This is a genomic window from Kribbella sp. VKM Ac-2568, assembly GCF_004345365.1.
Taxonomy (GTDB): Bacteria; Actinomycetota; Actinomycetes; order Propionibacteriales; family Kribbellaceae; genus Kribbella; species Kribbella orskensis.
The window spans coordinates 285562-301741 of record NZ_SLVF01000006.1 but is presented as its reverse complement, the minus strand read 5'-3'; the positions used below and the strand labels follow the sequence as shown (position 1 = coordinate 301741).

Below are 16180 nucleotides of genomic sequence, written 5' to 3'. Positions count from 1 at the left end.
CAAACAGAATACCAGCGGCCGGACGTGCTCTTGACCACTATCCACAGGTCTGCTGGACGGCTCCCCCGTCACTTCCGCCCCAACAGTCTCCCCAGCAACCCCGGCCGCCGGTCCTCGCTCCCAGCCGGAGGCGGTCCTGAGCCCGCACCCGCTGGCGCGGTGGCCGGAGCCGATGCGTCCGCGTGCGAAACCGGAGCGTCCTCAGCCGGATCGGCCTCGTCCTCATCGTCGGCTCCCACGACCAGGAGATCGATGTGGATGGCCAACGGACGGCCGGTCGCGTCCAGGGTTCGCAGTACAGGGTACGCGCCGTCGCCCCAGCCAGAGTGGGACAGGACCACGTTCTCGCCGGCCTTCGCCAGCGGCATGACGATGTTCGCGCATCCGCCGCGGAGGTGCTCCGCCGAGTCCATCAAGGCGAACCAACTGTCGCTCTGGTCGTTGTCGAACACGTCCTCGTACCAGTCGCCGGCCGGCATCGCGGTCCCGACGGCCCGGGCATCGGCGAACGCGACCGTGCCCGCGTCCACCGGCACCACCCAGTACTCCCCGTCCGGCAGGTCGTCACCGGACTGCCGCGCTGCTTCCACGGCGGCCGCCTCGCCCTCGGCCAGTACGACGCTGAGGTACGCCTCGCGAAGGTGGCTGCCGTCCTGCTCGTCGGACACGTCCGCGACGGTGACCCGGACCGGGTACGCCCCTGGCGGAACGTCAACGACCAGTCCTCCGCCGAGATTCACGAACGGGTCACTCGCCTCCAGACGACCACTCGGCACCTGCAGCAGGCCGAGATCGTGGATGCTCAGCGCCCAGGTCTGCCCATCGACCAGAACGGGTCCTGGGCGCAGAGCGTGGAAATTCTCTGGAGTCGGCATCGCGCAAGGCTAGTCAGTCCAAGCGATCAGCAGGAGGGTTCGAGGGACTTCTGCTCGACCGGAGTGTCGCGGCGGAGGGCCACCACGAGGAGGAGCGCCAAGGCGAGAGTGACCGAGCACGCGGCCAGGAGAGCGAAGCCGCCGGCCGCGAAGAGCCAGGTGGAAGCGGCAGTGGCCAGTGCGGCGACCGCCCACACCCAGGCTTCCACCTTGCTCTCCAACTTCGCTCGGGCGGCTGGGGAGTTCGCGCCCGCGGTCGTGAGGAGCGCGCTGCCTCCTAGGTAGCAGAGGTTCCAGCCGTAGCCGAGCACGAACAGTGCCGGGGTGAAGGTCATGCCGCTCGGTCCTGCGATGACGAGTGCGGACACTGCGACGGTGGCGAGTCCCGCGAGCATCACCGGACGCGGGCCGGACCTGTCGATCCACCAGCCGGTGACCGGAGCCAACGCGAACATGCCGAAGGTGTGCGCCGACAACATCAGCCCGAGCATGCTCAACCCCTGCCCGTGGTGGTGAGCGTGGACCGGCACCGAGGTCATCAGAGCCACCATCACCAGATGACCGACGAGCATCACGCCCGCCGCCACGAAGATCGTCGTACTGCGTGCCGCCGGCTCGCGCTGCGCGTCGTCGAGTTCCACAGCATTCGGAGTTGCAGGGGCGGCGTGGACGGGCTGGATGCGGCTAGCAGCCAGCAGGGCTGAGAAGGCGGCTGCTATGGCAAGGAGGAAGGGGCCGGCGAGGGGTGGGAGTCCCAGGGAGACCGCAAACGCCTGGGCCGGCTCCAGGAGGAACGGCCCGCCCACCGCACCCGCAGTACTGGCCCAGACGACTGTGCCCATCGCGGCGGCTCGTCTGGACGGGTCGACGGACTCACCGGCGGCGTACCGCGACAGGAGGCTGGCTGCGTTGCCGGCGCCGAGCAGGAGCATGCCGAGGAAGAGCGAAATGACCGGTGCACCGACCGCTGCCAGCACTGTGAGGGCTCCGCCGGCTACTGCGATGGCGTAGCCGGTGCGAAGTGCTTGTGCGCGGCCGAGCCGGGCACTCCACCGGCCGACGGCTACGGCGCCGGCCGCAGTACCGAGGACGCCTGCGGTGTTGGGCAGACCGGCCAGGGCCGGGGAGAGTTCGTCGGCGATCAGGATGGTGCTGACCGCGCTGGCGGCGACCATCGCGGCGTTCATCAGGGCGGCGGCGAGAACGACGGGAATCAGCATGACTTCAACGCTAGGAAGGCCGCTGCTCCCGTTGAATGCCTGAAGTAAGGCGTCAGGGCTTGCGGAGTAGCGATACCAAAGGTGTTCTGGGGAGATGACCTTTCAGGAACGAAACCTGGACGCCACCGACTGGCAGATTCTCGGTGAACTGCAGGCCGACGGACGGCTGTCGTTCAACCAGCTCGGCAAGCGGGTGAACCTGTCGCCACCGGCCGTGGCCGATCGGGTGCGACGGCTCGAGGAGGCGGGCGTGATCGCCGGGTACAAGGCGCAGGTGGATCCGGCCCGGGCGGGACAGCCGCTGTCGGCGTTCGTCCAGATGCGGTGCACGACCGGACGGTGCCTGCTGAAGACGACCCGCTCGGAGGACTTCCCGGAGGTGCTGGAGATCCACAAGCTCAGTGGCAACTCGTGCTCGATGCTCCGCGTCCGGGTCGCCTCGATGCGGCACCTGGAGGGCCTGTTCGAGCGACTCGGCGAGCACGGCGAGATGAACACCCACGTCGTCCTGTCCACCGAATTCGAAGGCCGCCCAGTCCAGCCACCAGTGCCCGACGCCCGCCCGGTGACACGCTCACAAGGCTGGTCCTGACACGGGTTGCGGGACTGTCGGTGGGCGGCCATAAGGTGGCGGCATGAGCTTGAAACTAGGTGCGCACGTCGATCAGGACGACCCGCTGGCCGAGGCGGCCGACCGAGGCGCCGACCTGGTCCAGTTCTTCCTCGGTGACCCGCAGGGGTGGAAGGGGCCGAAGGTCTCGTACTCCGACGGCGCCGAGGCGTTGCGGGTGCGGGCGGAAGCCGAGGGCATCGACCTGTACGTGCACGCGCCGTACGTGCTCAACGTGGCGACGCTGAACAACCGCATCCGGATCCCCAGCCGCAAACTGCTGCAGCAGACGCTCGACAAGGCGGCCGAGGTCGGCGTCAGGGGCGTCATCGTGCACGGCGGACATGTGGGCAAGGGTGACGACCCGGAGACCGGGTTCGACAACTGGCGCAAGTGCATCGAACGCGCGGAGCTCCCGGTGCCGCTGCTGATCGAGAACACCGCTGGTGGCGACAACGCGATGGCGCGGCAGCTGGACCGGATCGCGCGGTTGTGGGAGGCGGTGCAGGACTCGGGCAACGAGAACCTCGACCGCGTCGGGTTCTGCCTCGACACCTGCCACTTCCACGCCGGCGGCGAGGAGCTGTCGACGATCGTGGAGAAGGTCACCGCGATCACCGGCCGGATCGACCTGGTGCACGCCAACGGGTCGCGCGACGCCTTCGGCTCCGGGGCCGACCGGCACAGCAACTTCGAGGAGGGCGAGATCGACCCCGCCGAGATCGTCGCCGTGGTGAAGGCCGCGGGCGCGCCGGTGGTGGTGGAGACGCCGAACGGCGATCACGGCCAGAAGGCGGACATCGACTACCTGCGAGCCCACCTGAAGTAAGCCCGGCGCCCCGGGACGGGTTACTGCGGTAGTGCCGCCCCGGACGGGGTAGTGCGGTAGTGGTGGCGGCCTGGCGTGGAGTACTGCGGTAGCGTCCGGCGCATGGCAGCGGCCGAACCTTCCCCTGAGCGGGCCCAGCGCACCGCCACGCGACTCCTCTGGACCAGCGCGGGACTGACGGTGCTGGTCGGCGTGTTCCTCGTCTCCGACGTGATCCGCACCGCCGACCGGTACACCGCACTCGCCTGGGTCGGCGTCGCCCTGTCCGCACTCGCGATCCTGAGCCTGACGGTCCTGTACGCCGGCTGCGCCTCCGGCCGGCTGAGCCTGAACCAACAAGCCCTCGGCAAGCTCACCCTCTTCCAGCTCTCGGCACTGTGCCTGGTGATCGCCGTGGGCGCCGACATCCTCATCCCCGCCCGCAACACCGGCGGTCTGGCTCTGCTCCTTCCCTGGGGCATCACCTACTGGCTCCACAACCTCCGGCCCACGGCACCCAACACTCCCGCCTGAGCGGAGCGGCGCCTGGTCTGCAGGGGAGAATGTCCGGATGCAGACCTGGGTGGAGCAGTTTCCGGAGCTCTTCGCGCCGGCCTTCTGGGAGTGGGGCGAGCTCGACGTCAGGTTCACCACCGAGCAGCCGCCGGACGAGTTGGTCAGCAACGTCCACGTGGTCGGCCGGACCGAGGGTGGCGTCGTCGTGTGCGCCAACGACCTCGGCTGGCGGTTCCTACCCGGCGGGACCAGAGAGCCGGACGAGCTGATCCACGAGACCGCCCGGCGCGAACTGCTCGAGGAGGCCGGCGCCCGGATCACCGGCCCGCTGACCTGGATCGGCGCGCACCGCGCGGACCACCGTCGCCCCGAGCCCTATCGGCCGCATCTGCCGCACCCGGTCTCGTGCTGGATCAACGTGGTCGCGGACGTCGTGATCGAGGACGCCCCGACCAACCCGCCGGACGGCGAGCAGGTGACCGAAGTACTGGTGCTGCCGCCGGACGCGGCGATCGCCTACCTCGATGAGCACCCGGACGGCGTGATGGGCAACGTGGTCAGACTGGCTCAGGCAATGGGACTGGTTTAGCCGACCGCCACGGCAGTACGAAGGCGCTGGCCAGGCAGCCCATGCCGGCGATCAAGAAAGTGGTCCGCAGACTGGTGAGACCGGCCAGCACACCGCCGGCCGCCATGAAGGCCGGCTGCACGGACCGCGAGGTGATCGACCACGAGGTGAGGACCCGCGCCATGAACCGGTCCTCGGTCACGTCCATCCGGTAGGTGGCGAACGACGGGTTGAAGGCGCCGGCCGCGACCAGCAGCCCGGTGTCGGCGATCGCCAGCAGGGCGAACCCGCCCCAGCCGGGTGGAGCAAGCGGGAACAACAGCAGCCACGGCGTCCGCAGTACGCCGAAGACGAGCAGCATGCGATGCAGCCCGTACCGGCGGGTCAGCCGAGGGGCCAGCCGAGCGCCGAGGACGCCACCCAGGCACGGCAGCCCCAGGAAGAGCCCGTACTGCCAAGGGGCCAGGCCGAGGTCGCGAAGCATGAAGACGGTGAGCAGCGGCGACGTCATCATCACCGGGCCGCCGAACAGTTGCGAGTTCCAGAACAGCGCCCTGAGCCCGCGGTGCCGCCAGATGTAGCGCCAGCCGGCGGTGATGTCGGGCTTTTCGGTGCGCTCGGCCGGACGCGGTTCCGGCTGCCCGATCCGCCGGATGCCGAGCGCCGAGAACAGGAACGAGACCGCGTCGATCCCCAGCGTCACGGTCGCTCCGACCAGGCCGACCAGCGCGCCGCCGATCGGTGGTCCGATGCTCAGCGTCATCCACGTCGTCTGCTCGAACTTGCTGTTCGCCTCGGCTCGGTTCTCCGCGGAGACCAGCGCCTTGAGGTGCGCTCCGCTCGCAGCGGTGAACACGATCAGGGCCGCAGCCTGCAGGACGCCGACCACGCACAACTGCACATAGGTCATCAGGCCGATCGCCGCCGCGAGCGGCACGCTCAGCAGAGATCCGAACCTGACCAGGTCGGCCGCGATCATCACCGGCCGCTTGTAGCGCTGCTCGATGAAATCGCCCGCAGGCAACGCGATCGCGGCGCCCGCCAGCGCCGACAGCGCGGCCAGCATCGACACCTGGAACGTGGTCACATCGAGCACGAGCACCGCGACCAACGGCAGCGCTCCGAACCCGATCGCACTCCCTGCCGCGCTGACGGTGAATGCTGTCCACAACCGGCGGAAGTCCTGACCCAAGGGCATCGGCCGATCGTAGAACCGGCCACCGACATAACCCGTCAGCGTAGGTTGAGCCCGCCGTCGAGCAGGATCACCTCACCCGTCAGATACCTGTTCGCGAGGATCGAGGCGATCAGGTCCGCCACATCCGAAGGCTGCGCCGCACGCCGCATCGGGCTCGCGGTTCTCCACAACTCCTGCGCGTCGGTCCACGAGGCCGTCATCGCCGTGTCGACCAGCCCGGGCGCGACCGCGTTCACCCGCACTTCGGGTCCGAGCGCGGCCGCGAGCAACTTGGTCACGTGGTTCAGCGCGGCCTTGCTCGCGGCGTACGCGATGGAGCTTCCCTTCGGCCGGACCCCGGCATGGCTGGTCACGTTGACGATGGAGCCACCCGACTCGCGCAGCGCGGGCAGCGCCGCAGTACAGAGCAACCAAGGGGCGATCAGGTTGACGTCGAGCAGCCGGCGCCAGTCGGCCGCGGTCAACGCCTCCAGGTCGGCGTGCGGCACCGGCCAACTGATCCCCGCGTTGTTCACCAGTACGTCGAGCCGCCCGTGCGCGGCGATCACCTGCGGCACGAGCCCGGCGGCTTCGTCGTCGTTCGCGAGGTCGGCCTGCAGGTAGGTTCCACCGAGCTCGGCGGCCAGTGCGAGGCCGGTGTCGCGGCTGCTCCGGGAGTGCACCACCACCGTCATTCCGTCGGCGGCGAGCCGCCTCGCCGTCGCTTCACCGATCCCCGAAGTCGACCCTGTCACCAACGCCACCGCACGTGTCTGCACCGACACAGCCTAGGAACTCTGTGTACGCGGCCGCCCATCGTCCCTACTGTGAGCAGATGGGGGCATATGAGGAACTCGTCAAGGAGGCCACGTTGGCCACCTTCAGCGGGTGGGACTTCAGCTGGCTCGGCTACCGTGCGGTGAGCGCAGATCTCTCCTGGTCATACGACCGGCTCGCCCGTGCCGCGCTGCAGCGCGCCACCCGGGTGCTCGACGTCGACACCGGCGGCGGCGAGCTGCTCGCCTCCCTCGCACCATTGCCCGCGGCAACCATTGCCACCGAGGGCTACGAACCGAACGTCCCGCTCGCGCGCTGCCGGCTGTACTCGCTCGGCGTCGACGTCCGGCAGCACCCGACCGGGGACCCGTTCCCGGTCGAGGACGGCACGGTCGACCTGGTACTGAATCGCCATGGCCGCCTCGACGCCGCAGAACTCGCCCGCGTACTGCGAACCGACGGCGTGCTGGTGACCCAGCAGGTCGGCAGCCGCAACGACGCCGACCTGAACGAGGCCCTCGGTGCTCCGCCGGTGATGCTGCCGGACGCCAACACCTGTGAGGGCGCGGTGAACGCCCTTGGCGAGCAGGGGTTCGAGATCCTCGAGGCCGCCGAGGAGTGGCCGGAGTTCGTCTTCCTGGACGTCGGCGCGATCGTCTTCCACCTGCGCGCGATCCCGTGGCAGATCCCGGACTTCGACGTGGACAAGTACGAGCCTGCGCTTCGGGCGCTGGACCAGCGGATGCGCACGGACGGGCCGTTCGTCGCCCACAACCACCGCTACCTGATCCGGGCCAGACTCCGGTAGCTCAGCCGATCTCTCAGCCGCGGTACCGCAGGCCGTCCATCAGGAGGTCGAGCAACCGCCCGGCCTGCTCACGGTTGGACCCGGCGGCCAGTGCGACGCCGCTCAGGCTGATCAGTACGTCGCCCGCCGCGATGTCGGACCGGATCTCGCCCGCGGCCGAGCTGGCCTCGAGCAGCGGCTGGATCGCGCCGACCAGGAGCTCGAAGCTGTGCGCGTACGGGTCGGCGCCGGACGCGATCACCGCGCGCAACGCGTCGGCCATGCCGATCTTGCGGGTCATGTAGTCGATGAAGCGATCCATCCAGGCCCGGGTCGCCTCGGCCGGCGGCATCGAGGCGAGCAGTTCGGGGGCGGCGTCGCAGACCACGGCCAGTTCGTTGCGGTAGGCCGCCTCGACCAGCGCCTCCCGGGTCGGGAAGTGCCGGTAGAGCGTGCCGATCCCGACCCCGGCGTTCTTGGCGATGCCTTCGAGGGTCGCCTCCAGGCCGCACTTGGAGAAGGACTCGACCGCCGCGACGAGCAGCAGGTCGCGGTTCCGCTGGGCGTCCGCGCGCAGCGGACGTTCACCGGTCACCCCCATCCCACTCCCCTTCCACCCGCTGTGCCTACGGACCACGAACCTAGCCGACCCCAGCGCCGGCTTGAGAAACGGAGGTTCCTCCAGTTAACTCTCTCTTACCGGAGGTTCCTCCGTTTAAGCCTAGCTCGGACCAGGACAGGACAGACGATGAGCAGAATCACCACCCCCTTCAACCGGGAGTCCACCGCAGGCGAGGTGCTCGCCGGGGTCGACCTGAGCGGACGGCGGGCCGTCGTCACCGGCGGCGCGTCCGGGATCGGCGTCGAGACCGCCCGGGTGCTGGCAGCCGCCGGCGCCGAGGTCACCCTCGCGGTCCGCAACGTCGAGGCCGGCCGGCGCACAGCAGCCGAGATCACCGCGAAGACCGGCAACCAGGGCGTCCTGGTCGAGCCGATCGAGCTGGCCGACCAGGAATCCGTCCGCGCCTTCGCCGGCCGCTGGCAGGGCCCGCTGCACATCCTGGTCAACAACGCGGGCGTGATGGCCGAGCCGCTGACCCGGACGCCGGAAGGCTGGGAGCACCAGTTCGCGACCAACCACCTCGGCCACTTCGGCCTGGCCCTCGGCCTCCACCCCGCGCTTGCGGCCGCCGGAAACGCCCGGATCGTGTCCGTCAGTTCCAGCGCCCACCTGCGCTCGGGGATCGTGTTCGACGACATCCACTTCGAGAACCGCCCGTACGAGCCGTGGTCGGCGTACGGGCAGTCGAAGACGGCGAACGTGCTCTTCGCGGTCGAGGCGACCAAGCGCTGGGCGCCGGACGGGATCACCGCGAACGCGCTGATGCCGGGCGGGATCCGCACCGCGCTGCAGCGGCACCAGGACCCGGACAACGACCCCGCGCTCAAGAGGATCTTCGACAACTACGCCTGGAAGACGGTCGAGCAGGGCGCCGCCACCTCAGTCCTGCTCGCGGCTTCGCCGCTGCTCGAGGGCGTCGGCGGCCGGTACTTCGAAGACGTCAACGAGGCCGAGCCGCACGTGCCCGGCCGGGAAGGCGGAGTCGCGGACTACGCCCTCGACCCGGAAGCCGCCACCCGGCTCTGGGAGGTGTCGCTCGACCACGTGAACCGCTGATCCACCCCCGGTACGATGCCGTCGCCCATCCCGCCGCGGCGTCGTACCGGGAGGTACAGCCGTCCGCTCGGCTACGGTCTGAGGCTCCGGGCCGGTAACCTGACCGACCGTGAGTGACTTGAGCATCCGGACCATCTCCGCCGAGCAGCACGCCACCTACCTGGCGGCGCAGCCGTCGGCGAGCTTCCTGCAGACCCCTGGCTGGGCGGCGGTGAAGAGCGAGTGGAAGGCCGAGTCGCTCGGCTGGTTCGATCCGGCCGCTCCGGATCAACTGGTCGGGGTCGCGCTGGTGCTCTACCGGCAGATGCCGAAGGTCAAGCGCTACCTGGCCTACCTGCCCGAGGGCCCGGTGATCGACTGGGACGAGATCGACCTCGGCCGGTTCCTGCGGCCGTTGGCGGCGCACACCCAGGAGCAGGGCGCGTTCGGCCTGCGGATGGGTCCGCCGGTGCCGACTCGGCGGTGGACTGCGAAGACGATCAAGGATGCGATCGCCGGCGGGCAGCAGCCCAAGCTCGGCGACGTCCGGCCCGACGTGATCGAGCCGTCGGGCGCCACCGTGATGGCCCAGCTCCGCGCGCTCGGCTGGAAGGCCCCGAAGGTCGGCGAGGGATTCGCCGCGGGCCAGCCGCAGTACGTGTTCCAGGTGCCGCTGGCCGGCAAGAGCGAGGATGACCTGCTCAGGGGCATGAACCAGCTGTGGCGGCGCAACATCAAGAAGGCCGACAAGCTCGGCGTCGAGGTCAGCCTCGGTACGCCGGAGGACCTGAAGGCCTTCCACGCGCTGTACGTCGAGACCGCGGAGCGGGACCACTTCACCCCGCGGCCGCTGCCGTACTTCACCAAGATGCAGGCGGCGATGGCGAACCAGCCGGCCGGCGTCTGCGACTTCCGGCTCTACAACGCCTACCACGAGGGGGACCTGGTCGCCTCGACGATCTGGGTCCGGGTGGGCGGTCACTCCTGGTACTCCTACGGTGCCAGCTCGACCGCCAAGCGAGACGTCCGCGGATCGAACGCGATCCAGTGGCGAATGATGTCGGATGCGCTCGCCGCGGGCGCGTCCGTGTACGACCTACGGGGCATCACCGACACCTTGGACCCCGACGACCCTCACGTCGGGTTGATCCAGTTCAAGGTCGGCACCGGCGGCGAGGCCGTCGAGTATGTCGGTGAGTGGGATCTGCCGTTGAACAAGGCGCTCTACACCGCATTCGACCTCTACATGAGACGGCGATGAACCTGACATGCCCCTGATCCTGCACATCGACTCGGACCGCTGGCGCGATCACCTCCGTTCCACGTGGAACCCCGACATCATCCCGGTCGCCAAGGGCAACGGGTACGGCGTCGGCAACACCCGGCTGCTGGCCGAGTCGCGCGCCCTCGGCGCGAAGACGGTCGCGGTCGGCACCTACAACGAAGTACCGCCGGAGTTCCGCGACGACGTCGTGGTGCTGTCGCCGTGGCGGCCGTTCCTGGAGATCCCGCAGGGCAAGAACGTCATCCACACGGTCAGCCGGCTGGCCGACCTGGTATCGATCCCGGCTGGCAGCCGGGTGCTGATCGAGGTGCAGACCTCGATGCGCCGGCACGGCATCGGCGCCCGCGAGCTGCGGCACACGATGCTGCTGAACGCGCTGGACCGAATCAAGTTCGAGGGCTGGTCGCTGCACTTCCCGATGGGCGCGGGCGGCACGTCGGCGAACCTCCGCGAGGCGCAGGAGCTGGGCAAGGCCGCGCGTGCGGTCCGGCAGGGCCCGCTGTGGGTTTCCCACGTCCCGGCGCAGAAGCTGGCCGACATCGGCGAGGACGTCCGGCTCCGGATGGGCACCGGCCTGTGGCTCGGCGACCGCGGCGCCTTCACCGTCCGGGCCACCGTCCTCGACGTCCACTCGGTACGCCGGGGCGAGCGGGTGGGGTATCGCCAGCGCCGGGTGGCCGGCGACGGCCACATCCTGGTCGTCTCGGGTGGCACCGCGCACGGCGTCGGCCTGGAGGCCCCGACTGCGGCGGCCACCGTGCGGCAGCGGGCGATCGCGATGGCCAAGGGCAGCCTGGACGCCGCCGGGATGGCGTTGTCGCCGTTCACCATCGAGGGCAAGCAGCGCTGGTTCGCCGAGCCCCCGCACATGCAGGCGAGCATGCTTTTCCTGCCGTCCTCGGTGGCTCCGCCGGCGGTCGGCGACGAGGTGGGGGTGGACGTCCGGTTCACCACCACCATCTTCGACAAGGTGTCGATGGACTGACGAGCTGTGCGGCGGTCACCTCCGCGGGTGACCGCCGCAGGTCAGTCAGGTCAGTCAGATCGGTCAGTAGGCGACCGGCGAGGCGAGGTCGACGATGATGCCGTCGGGCAGCCGGAGGAACGACGACACCTGTCCCCACGGCTTCTTCTCCGGCTCCTGTAACGGCTCCGCACCGGCCTCGACGGCCTTCCGGAATGCCTCCTCGACGTCCTCGGTCACCAGCGACAGCTCGAACACCACCTTGTCGGGCGTTCCGACCTGGTACTTCTCCGGCAGGTGGTACTGCCCGACCGGGTAGTTGGCGAACGAGATCTTGGTGTCGCCCCCGGTCTCGATCTCCCCGTATCCCTGGTCGTGGTACGTGCCCGTCAGCCCGAAGGCCTTCTCGAAGAACTCCACCGACGCCTTCGCGTCCTCGACGTACACGATCGTCTTCGCGAACTTCACAGCAGCCTCCGATCTCCAACCGGCGGGCCGTTCCCGCCACCCAGCCTGACGCAAGCGGCCCGAGATGTGTGACAGGGCGGCCGGGGTTGACTTCAGGTCCACCTGAAGTTGCAGCGTGGTGGCATGGGTGAATTGACCAATCCGAGACTGACGCTGCTGGACCGGATCGAGCAGACGACCGGCGCCCTGGCACTACGGGCTGAGTCCTACCGGCTACTCGCACTGAAGCCTGGCGACACCTGCGTCGACGTGGCTTGTGGCGCCGGACATGCGGTCTGCGAACTGACCCGCGCGCAGATCAAGACGATCGGCGTCGACGCCGACCCCGACGCGATCACCGTCGCCCGCTCCCGTACTCCGGACGCGATGTTTCACGTGGCACATTCCGATCAGTTGCCGCTGGAGGACGAGTCGGTCGACGGCTACCGCGCCGCGCGGCTGTTCCACCTGCTCGCGGATCCCCTGCCCACGCTGCGCGAGGCTCATCGGGTACTGCGGCCCGGCGGGCGGGCGGTGCTCGTCGGTCAGGACTACGGGTTCCTGCTGATCGACGGGAGCGACCAGGACCTGACCGACGTGGTGCTGCTCGGACTCGAGTCGCGCTCGGTGGCACCTCGGGCGGCGCGGAGCTACCGCGATCTGCTGCTCGACACGGGCTTCCGCGACGCCGAGGTGCTCGTCCACAACGAGGTGATCACCGACCACCGGCTGATGGCCAAGCAGTTGGAAGGCGCCGCGGCGGCCGCGGTCGAGAAGGCGCTGATCACCCGGGACGACGCGTCCGAGTGGCTCGCCGACCAGGCCGACCGCGACCGCCGCGACCGCTTCCTCGCCATCCTCCCGACGCTACTGGTCGCCGCCACCCGCTGAACTACCGCTGACGACTGATCCGCCGCGCTCGGTTGATCCACCGCGCTGGGCTGATCCACCGCGCTGGGTCGAGCCCCGGCGGAGGGCGATCGCGACCGCGGCGATGGTGCCCACCGACAGGACCGTGGCGAACCCGAACATCGCGGGTTTCAAGGCGATGTGCTGGATCACCAGGCTGAAGGCGATCGACGGTGCGCCCGTCCCGAAGTACGTGATCACGAAGAACGTCGCCAGCACACCCGCACGTGAGCCGGGATCGGCCGCGATCATCGTCTGGGTGACAGCGCTCTTGAAGAGCAGACCCGCACCGGCGCCGGCCAACCCCGCCGCGGTCAGCGCGAGCCACAACGTGGGCCGGTAGAGCGACAAGGCCGTCAACGCCAGGCCGATCGGGAAGAGCACCGTGCCGATCGGCAGCACTTTGGCCAAGCTCACCCGGCCCAGCGCGAGTTGCGCGACCGCGGACGCGGCGAACGCGGTGAACGGCGCGAGCCCGGCGACGAAGTAGGACGTGATGCCGAGTTCACCGCGGACGATGATCGCGCCGAGCGACGAGAACAACCCCATCACGGCGAAGGCGAAGAACCCCACAGCCGCGGCGGCGCCGAACACAGCGCCCTGCCCTGGCCGCAGCGCGAACCGCACCGGCCGGGACTCGTCCGCCGCCTCGGTGTCGACGGTCTCCGGGCTGGACAGCACGAGCCCGAGCAACACCGTCATCAATGCCCCGAACACGAGGTACGACGTGTGGAGTGGCGCGGGGCCCCACTGCGCCAGCGCTCCCGCTACCAGGGGTCCCAGCGCGAGACCGCCGAGGTTCACGGCGGTCGCGACCAGCCCTGGCTTGGGTGACCCGGTCTCGGCTGGACGCGCCTCGGAGTACAGGTCGGTGAGGTAGGCGGTAGCGGTGGACGCCATCAGGCCGACGGCGACGCCGGTCAGCACGCGACCGAGGATCAGCCCGGGCAGGTCCGGCCAGACGGCCAGCACCAGGGCGGACAGGATCCCGACCAGCAGCGCGGGCACGATGATTCGGCGCCGGCCGAGGCGGTCGGAGAGATGGCCGAGCAGACGGAAACTGGCGGCCGCGCCGACCACCATCACGGCGAACGCGACCGTCACTGTGGTCGCACCGAAGTGGTCTCGGGTCTGGTAGATCGACCAGAGCGGCGTCGGCACGGTGCCGAACGCCATCAGCGTCAGGAAGGCGACCGCGACGAACCAGAAGCCGGTCATGTGGCGGCTCGCGGTGGCGGTCCGCGTCGTTGTTGCAGTACTCATCAGAGCCTCTCGGAAAGACGTTGTCCTCAGTGGCAACGGACGGCTCGAGAGGGCTCATACCAGCTTTGCTGGACCTGGATCAGATGGATTCCATCTCCTGGGGAGATACTCGAGCCATGGAGCTGCGGCATCTGAGGCATTTCGTGGCGCTCGCGGAGGAGCGGAGCTTCACCCAGGCCGCCGCGCGCGAGCTGATCGTCCAGTCAGGTCTGTCGACGTCGATCCGGGCGCTGGAGAAGGAGGTCGGCGCCCTGCTGTTCGTGCGCGGCACCCGGCCGGTCCGGCTCACGGCGGAGGGAACGGCGCTGCTGCCCGCCGCCCGGCACACGCTCGACGCGGCGCAGGCCGCTCAGCAGGCGGTCCAGGACGCACACGGAGTTCTCGCCGGCCGGCTGCGGATCGGCGCCCTCCAGACAAGCGGCCACACCCTGCCGTTCTCGTCCTGGCTGGCGGAGTTCGCGCTGGCCCATCCGCGGGTGGACATCTCGGTCCAGCAGTTGCCCGCGCTGCAGATGCTCGACCTGGTCGCGGACGGACGGCTCGACTGCGCGCTCGTCTCGCTCATCCAAGATCGCCCGCCGGGCCTGGAGGTGGTTCCGCTGCTGGCCGAGCCGGTGGTCCTGATCGTCGCGCGGGATCACCCGCTCGCGGCCGCCGGGTCCGTCACGCTCGGGGACCTGGCCGGCGAGCGGTTCGTCGAGCCGCCGGCGCAGTGGGCGATCCGGGTGGTGGTCGACGACGCCTTCCGCGCCGCCGGGATCACCCGCCGGATCGCCTGCGAGGTGAACGAGTGGACGATGGTGCTCGACCTGGTCGCGGCCGGCGTGGGCGTGACCCTGGCGCCGACCGGATTCGACCTGGCACCACGCGTCGCCGCCGCGGTCCGGCTCGTCCCGTTGACCGGGGTCGAGCTGGTCCGCCGCATCGATCTCGTGCTCCCCCAGGGTCACGCCGCCAGCCCGGCAGCGCGCCGCTTCTCGGAGTACGTCACCGCCTGGCAGGCAGCGTCGCTACAAGAGCCCCTTCAAGGGACCCGCTGAGGATCAGCCGTCCTTGAGCCCACCGCGCCAGCGGACCGTGGGCAGCAGAGCACCCAGGTTCACCCGGTCCTTGTTGGCGGCAACGATGTCGAACATCGACTCGATCAGCGTGTCGGACAGCAGGTGCGGCTGCAGGCCGAGGCCGACCAGACCGGTGTGCTTGACGTTGTAGTAGTGCTCCGGCTGCTCGACGCGCGGGTTCTCCAGGTGCTCGACCTGGACCGGGCCGGGGAAGCACTCGGCCACCTTCTCGGCGATCTGGGCGACCGAGTAGCTCTCCGTCATCTGGTTGAAGACGCGGAACTCACCGACCTCGGCCGGGTTCTCCACCGCGAGCCGGATGCACTCGACGGTGTCGCGGACGTCCAGCAACCCGCGGGTCTGACCGCCGGTGCCGTAGACGGTCAGCGGCTCGCCGAGCACGGCCTGGATGACGAAGCGGTTCAGCACGGTGCCGAACACCGCGTCGTAGTCGAACCGGGTGGCCAGCCGCGGGTCGCGCACGGTCTGCGGGGTCTGCTGACCGTAGACGACGCCTTGGTTGAGGTCGGTGACGCGCAGTCCCCAGACCCGGCAGCCGAACTCCAGGTTGTGCGAGTCGTGCACCTTGCTCAGGTGGTAGAACGAGCCCGGCTTCTTCGGGTAGAGCATCCGGTCCTTGCGGCCGTTGTGCTCGACTTCCAGCCAGCCTTCCTCGATGTCGATGTTGGGTGTGCCGTACTCACCCATCGTGCCGAGCTTGACCAGGTGGATGCCCGGGTCGATCTCGGCCATCGCGTACATCAGGTTCAGCGTGCCGATCACGTTGTTCTGCTGCGTGTACACAGCGTGCTGCCGGTCGATCATCGAGTACGGCGCGGCCCGCTGCTCGGCGAAGTGCACGATCGCCTCGGGCCGGAACTCCCGCAGTACGCCGTAGACGAAGTCGGCGTCGAGCAGGTCACCGGTGTACGACGCGATCCGCTGGCCGGAGACTTCCTCCCACGCGGCGATCCGGGTGTCCAGGTCCTCGATCGGGACCAGGCTCTCGACCCCCAGCTCCTGGTCGTAGCCACGCCGGGCGAAGTTGTCCAGCACCGCCGTCTGATGCCCGTTGTCGGACAGATGCAGCGCTGTCGGCCACCCCAGGTAACCGTCACCACCCAGGACGAGAACACGCACGAAGCGACCACCTTCCGGACAGGAATGTTCCTATGTCCTGATCATGTGTACCCAACTCAAGCTTCAAACACCTTGCCGGAAGCTGGGAATCTGCTGTGAATAAGGTCGCACGGACC

General features: G+C 69.3%; 18 protein-coding genes. 10 read left to right on the top strand and 8 right to left on the bottom strand.

Annotated elements, in window-relative coordinates; all coding sequences use genetic code 11:
• Positions 1-68: 68 nt before the first annotated feature.
• Both EV648_RS19365 and EV648_RS19360 read right to left on the bottom strand, forming a co-directional pair.
• Positions 69-875, bottom strand: a complete 807-nt coding sequence (locus tag EV648_RS19365; protein ID WP_132293348.1) for a DUF4241 domain-containing protein — start codon at positions 873-875, stop codon at positions 69-71.
• A 26-nt stretch (positions 876-901) separates the two neighbouring features.
• Entirely contained in the window at positions 902-2095 is a 1194-nt protein-coding gene (locus EV648_RS19360; RefSeq protein ID WP_132293345.1) for an MFS transporter, read from the bottom strand.
• A 94-nt stretch (positions 2096-2189) separates the two neighbouring features.
• Between EV648_RS19360 and EV648_RS19355 the strand changes: the two genes are divergently transcribed.
• The 4 genes from EV648_RS19355 (at position 2190) to EV648_RS19340 (ending at position 4618) form a co-directional block, all read left to right on the top strand.
• Positions 2190-2687 carry an Lrp/AsnC family transcriptional regulator gene (locus tag EV648_RS19355; protein WP_132191775.1) on the top strand — a complete coding sequence of 166 codons (498 nt, stop codon included), beginning with the start codon at positions 2190-2192 and terminating at the stop codon, positions 2685-2687.
• Positions 2688-2730: 43 nt separating this feature from the next.
• Positions 2731-3534, top strand: coding sequence for a deoxyribonuclease IV (locus EV648_RS19350; RefSeq protein ID WP_132293342.1), 804 nt, complete (start codon positions 2731-2733; stop codon positions 3532-3534).
• A gap of 102 nt (positions 3535-3636) precedes the next feature.
• A complete protein-coding gene (locus EV648_RS19345; RefSeq protein ID WP_132293339.1) occupies positions 3637-4047 on the top strand; it encodes a hypothetical protein in 411 nt (136 codons plus the stop codon).
• Positions 4048-4084: 37 nt separating this feature from the next.
• Positions 4085-4618, top strand: coding sequence for an NUDIX domain-containing protein (locus EV648_RS19340; RefSeq protein WP_132293336.1), 534 nt, complete (start codon positions 4085-4087; stop codon positions 4616-4618).
• Here the strand turns inward: EV648_RS19340 and EV648_RS19335 are convergent.
• Both EV648_RS19335 and EV648_RS19330 read right to left on the bottom strand, forming a co-directional pair.
• Positions 4587-5795, bottom strand: a complete 1209-nt coding sequence (locus EV648_RS19335; protein WP_132293333.1) for an MFS transporter — start codon at positions 5793-5795, stop codon at positions 4587-4589. The genes EV648_RS19340 and EV648_RS19335 overlap by 32 nt on opposite strands.
• 35 nt (positions 5796-5830) lie before the next feature.
• A complete protein-coding gene (locus EV648_RS19330) occupies positions 5831-6553 on the bottom strand; it encodes an SDR family NAD(P)-dependent oxidoreductase (RefSeq protein WP_241995372.1) in 723 nt (240 codons plus the stop codon).
• Positions 6554-6609: 56 nt separating this feature from the next.
• Here EV648_RS19330 and EV648_RS19325 point away from each other — a divergent pair, with 56 nt between their 5' ends.
• Positions 6610-7359 carry a class I SAM-dependent methyltransferase gene (locus EV648_RS19325; protein WP_132293327.1) on the top strand — a complete coding sequence of 250 codons (750 nt, stop codon included), beginning with the start codon at positions 6610-6612 and terminating at the stop codon, positions 7357-7359.
• 13 nt (positions 7360-7372) lie between these two features.
• On the opposite strand, the gene EV648_RS19320 is transcribed toward EV648_RS19325, so the two are convergent.
• Complete coding sequence (locus EV648_RS19320) at positions 7373-7939, bottom strand: TetR/AcrR family transcriptional regulator (RefSeq protein WP_132293324.1); 567 nt, start codon at positions 7937-7939, stop codon at positions 7373-7375.
• A 147-nt stretch (positions 7940-8086) separates the two neighbouring features.
• Here EV648_RS19320 and EV648_RS19315 point away from each other — a divergent pair, with 147 nt between their 5' ends.
• From EV648_RS19315 to EV648_RS19305, 3 genes are all read left to right on the top strand, one after another.
• The gene (locus EV648_RS19315) at positions 8087-9016 is read left to right on the top strand and encodes an SDR family NAD(P)-dependent oxidoreductase (protein WP_132293321.1); all 930 of its coding nucleotides are present in this window, start codon (positions 8087-8089) and stop codon (positions 9014-9016) included.
• A 109-nt stretch (positions 9017-9125) separates the two neighbouring features.
• Positions 9126-10256 carry a peptidoglycan bridge formation glycyltransferase FemA/FemB family protein gene (locus EV648_RS19310; protein ID WP_132293318.1) on the top strand — a complete coding sequence of 377 codons (1131 nt, stop codon included), beginning with the start codon at positions 9126-9128 and terminating at the stop codon, positions 10254-10256.
• A gap of 7 nt (positions 10257-10263) precedes the next feature.
• Positions 10264-11265, top strand: a complete 1002-nt coding sequence (locus EV648_RS19305; RefSeq protein ID WP_132293315.1) for an alanine racemase — start codon at positions 10264-10266, stop codon at positions 11263-11265.
• A 63-nt stretch (positions 11266-11328) separates the two neighbouring features.
• On the opposite strand, the gene EV648_RS19300 is transcribed toward EV648_RS19305, so the two are convergent.
• Positions 11329-11712: a VOC family protein gene (locus tag EV648_RS19300; RefSeq protein WP_158294025.1), complete on the bottom strand. Its 384-nt coding sequence runs from the start codon at positions 11710-11712 to the stop codon at positions 11329-11331.
• A gap of 123 nt (positions 11713-11835) precedes the next feature.
• On the opposite strand from EV648_RS19300, the gene EV648_RS19295 reads away from it, so the two are divergent.
• Complete coding sequence (locus EV648_RS19295) at positions 11836-12582, top strand: methyltransferase domain-containing protein (RefSeq protein ID WP_132293309.1); 747 nt, start codon at positions 11836-11838, stop codon at positions 12580-12582.
• On the opposite strand, the gene EV648_RS19290 is transcribed toward EV648_RS19295, so the two are convergent.
• Positions 12559-13863 carry an MFS transporter gene (locus EV648_RS19290; RefSeq protein ID WP_199234699.1) on the bottom strand — a complete coding sequence of 435 codons (1305 nt, stop codon included), beginning with the start codon at positions 13861-13863 and terminating at the stop codon, positions 12559-12561. The two genes, EV648_RS19295 and EV648_RS19290, sit on opposite strands and share 24 nt — an antisense overlap.
• A gap of 116 nt (positions 13864-13979) precedes the next feature.
• Between EV648_RS19290 and EV648_RS19285 the strand changes: the two genes are divergently transcribed.
• Positions 13980-14903: a LysR family transcriptional regulator gene (locus tag EV648_RS19285; RefSeq protein ID WP_158294024.1), complete on the top strand. Its 924-nt coding sequence runs from the start codon at positions 13980-13982 to the stop codon at positions 14901-14903.
• A gap of 3 nt (positions 14904-14906) precedes the next feature.
• Here EV648_RS19285 and EV648_RS19280 read toward each other — a convergent pair whose 3' ends face one another.
• The gene (locus EV648_RS19280) at positions 14907-16064 is read right to left on the bottom strand and encodes an NAD-dependent epimerase/dehydratase family protein (RefSeq protein WP_132293303.1); all 1158 of its coding nucleotides are present in this window, start codon (positions 16062-16064) and stop codon (positions 14907-14909) included.
• Positions 16065-16180 lie beyond the last annotated feature (116 nt).

Coding starts and splice junctions, on each gene's coding strand:
- EV648_RS19360 (WP_132293345.1), bottom strand. CDS start 2,095: ATGCTGATTCCCGTCGTTCTCGCCGCCGCCCTGATGAACGCCGCGATG.
- EV648_RS19315 (WP_132293321.1), top strand. CDS start 8,087: ATGAGCAGAATCACCACCCCCTTCAACCGGGAGTCCACCGCAGGCGAG.
- EV648_RS19305 (WP_132293315.1), top strand. CDS start 10,264: ATGCCCCTGATCCTGCACATCGACTCGGACCGCTGGCGCGATCACCTC.
- EV648_RS19350 (WP_132293342.1), top strand. CDS start 2,731: ATGAGCTTGAAACTAGGTGCGCACGTCGATCAGGACGACCCGCTGGCC.
- EV648_RS19355 (WP_132191775.1), top strand. CDS start 2,190: ATGACCTTTCAGGAACGAAACCTGGACGCCACCGACTGGCAGATTCTC.
- EV648_RS19365 (WP_132293348.1), bottom strand. CDS start 875: ATGCCGACTCCAGAGAATTTCCACGCTCTGCGCCCAGGACCCGTTCTG.
- EV648_RS19340 (WP_132293336.1), top strand. CDS start 4,085: ATGCAGACCTGGGTGGAGCAGTTTCCGGAGCTCTTCGCGCCGGCCTTC.
- EV648_RS19345 (WP_132293339.1), top strand. CDS start 3,637: ATGGCAGCGGCCGAACCTTCCCCTGAGCGGGCCCAGCGCACCGCCACG.
- EV648_RS19320 (WP_132293324.1), bottom strand. CDS start 7,939: ATGGGGGTGACCGGTGAACGTCCGCTGCGCGCGGACGCCCAGCGGAAC.
- EV648_RS19290 (WP_199234699.1), bottom strand. CDS start 13,863: ATGAGTACTGCAACAACGACGCGGACCGCCACCGCGAGCCGCCACATG.
- EV648_RS19335 (WP_132293333.1), bottom strand. CDS start 5,795: ATGCCCTTGGGTCAGGACTTCCGCCGGTTGTGGACAGCATTCACCGTC.
- EV648_RS19325 (WP_132293327.1), top strand. CDS start 6,610: ATGGGGGCATATGAGGAACTCGTCAAGGAGGCCACGTTGGCCACCTTC.
- EV648_RS19285 (WP_158294024.1), top strand. CDS start 13,980: ATGGAGCTGCGGCATCTGAGGCATTTCGTGGCGCTCGCGGAGGAGCGG.
- EV648_RS19295 (WP_132293309.1), top strand. CDS start 11,836: ATGGGTGAATTGACCAATCCGAGACTGACGCTGCTGGACCGGATCGAG.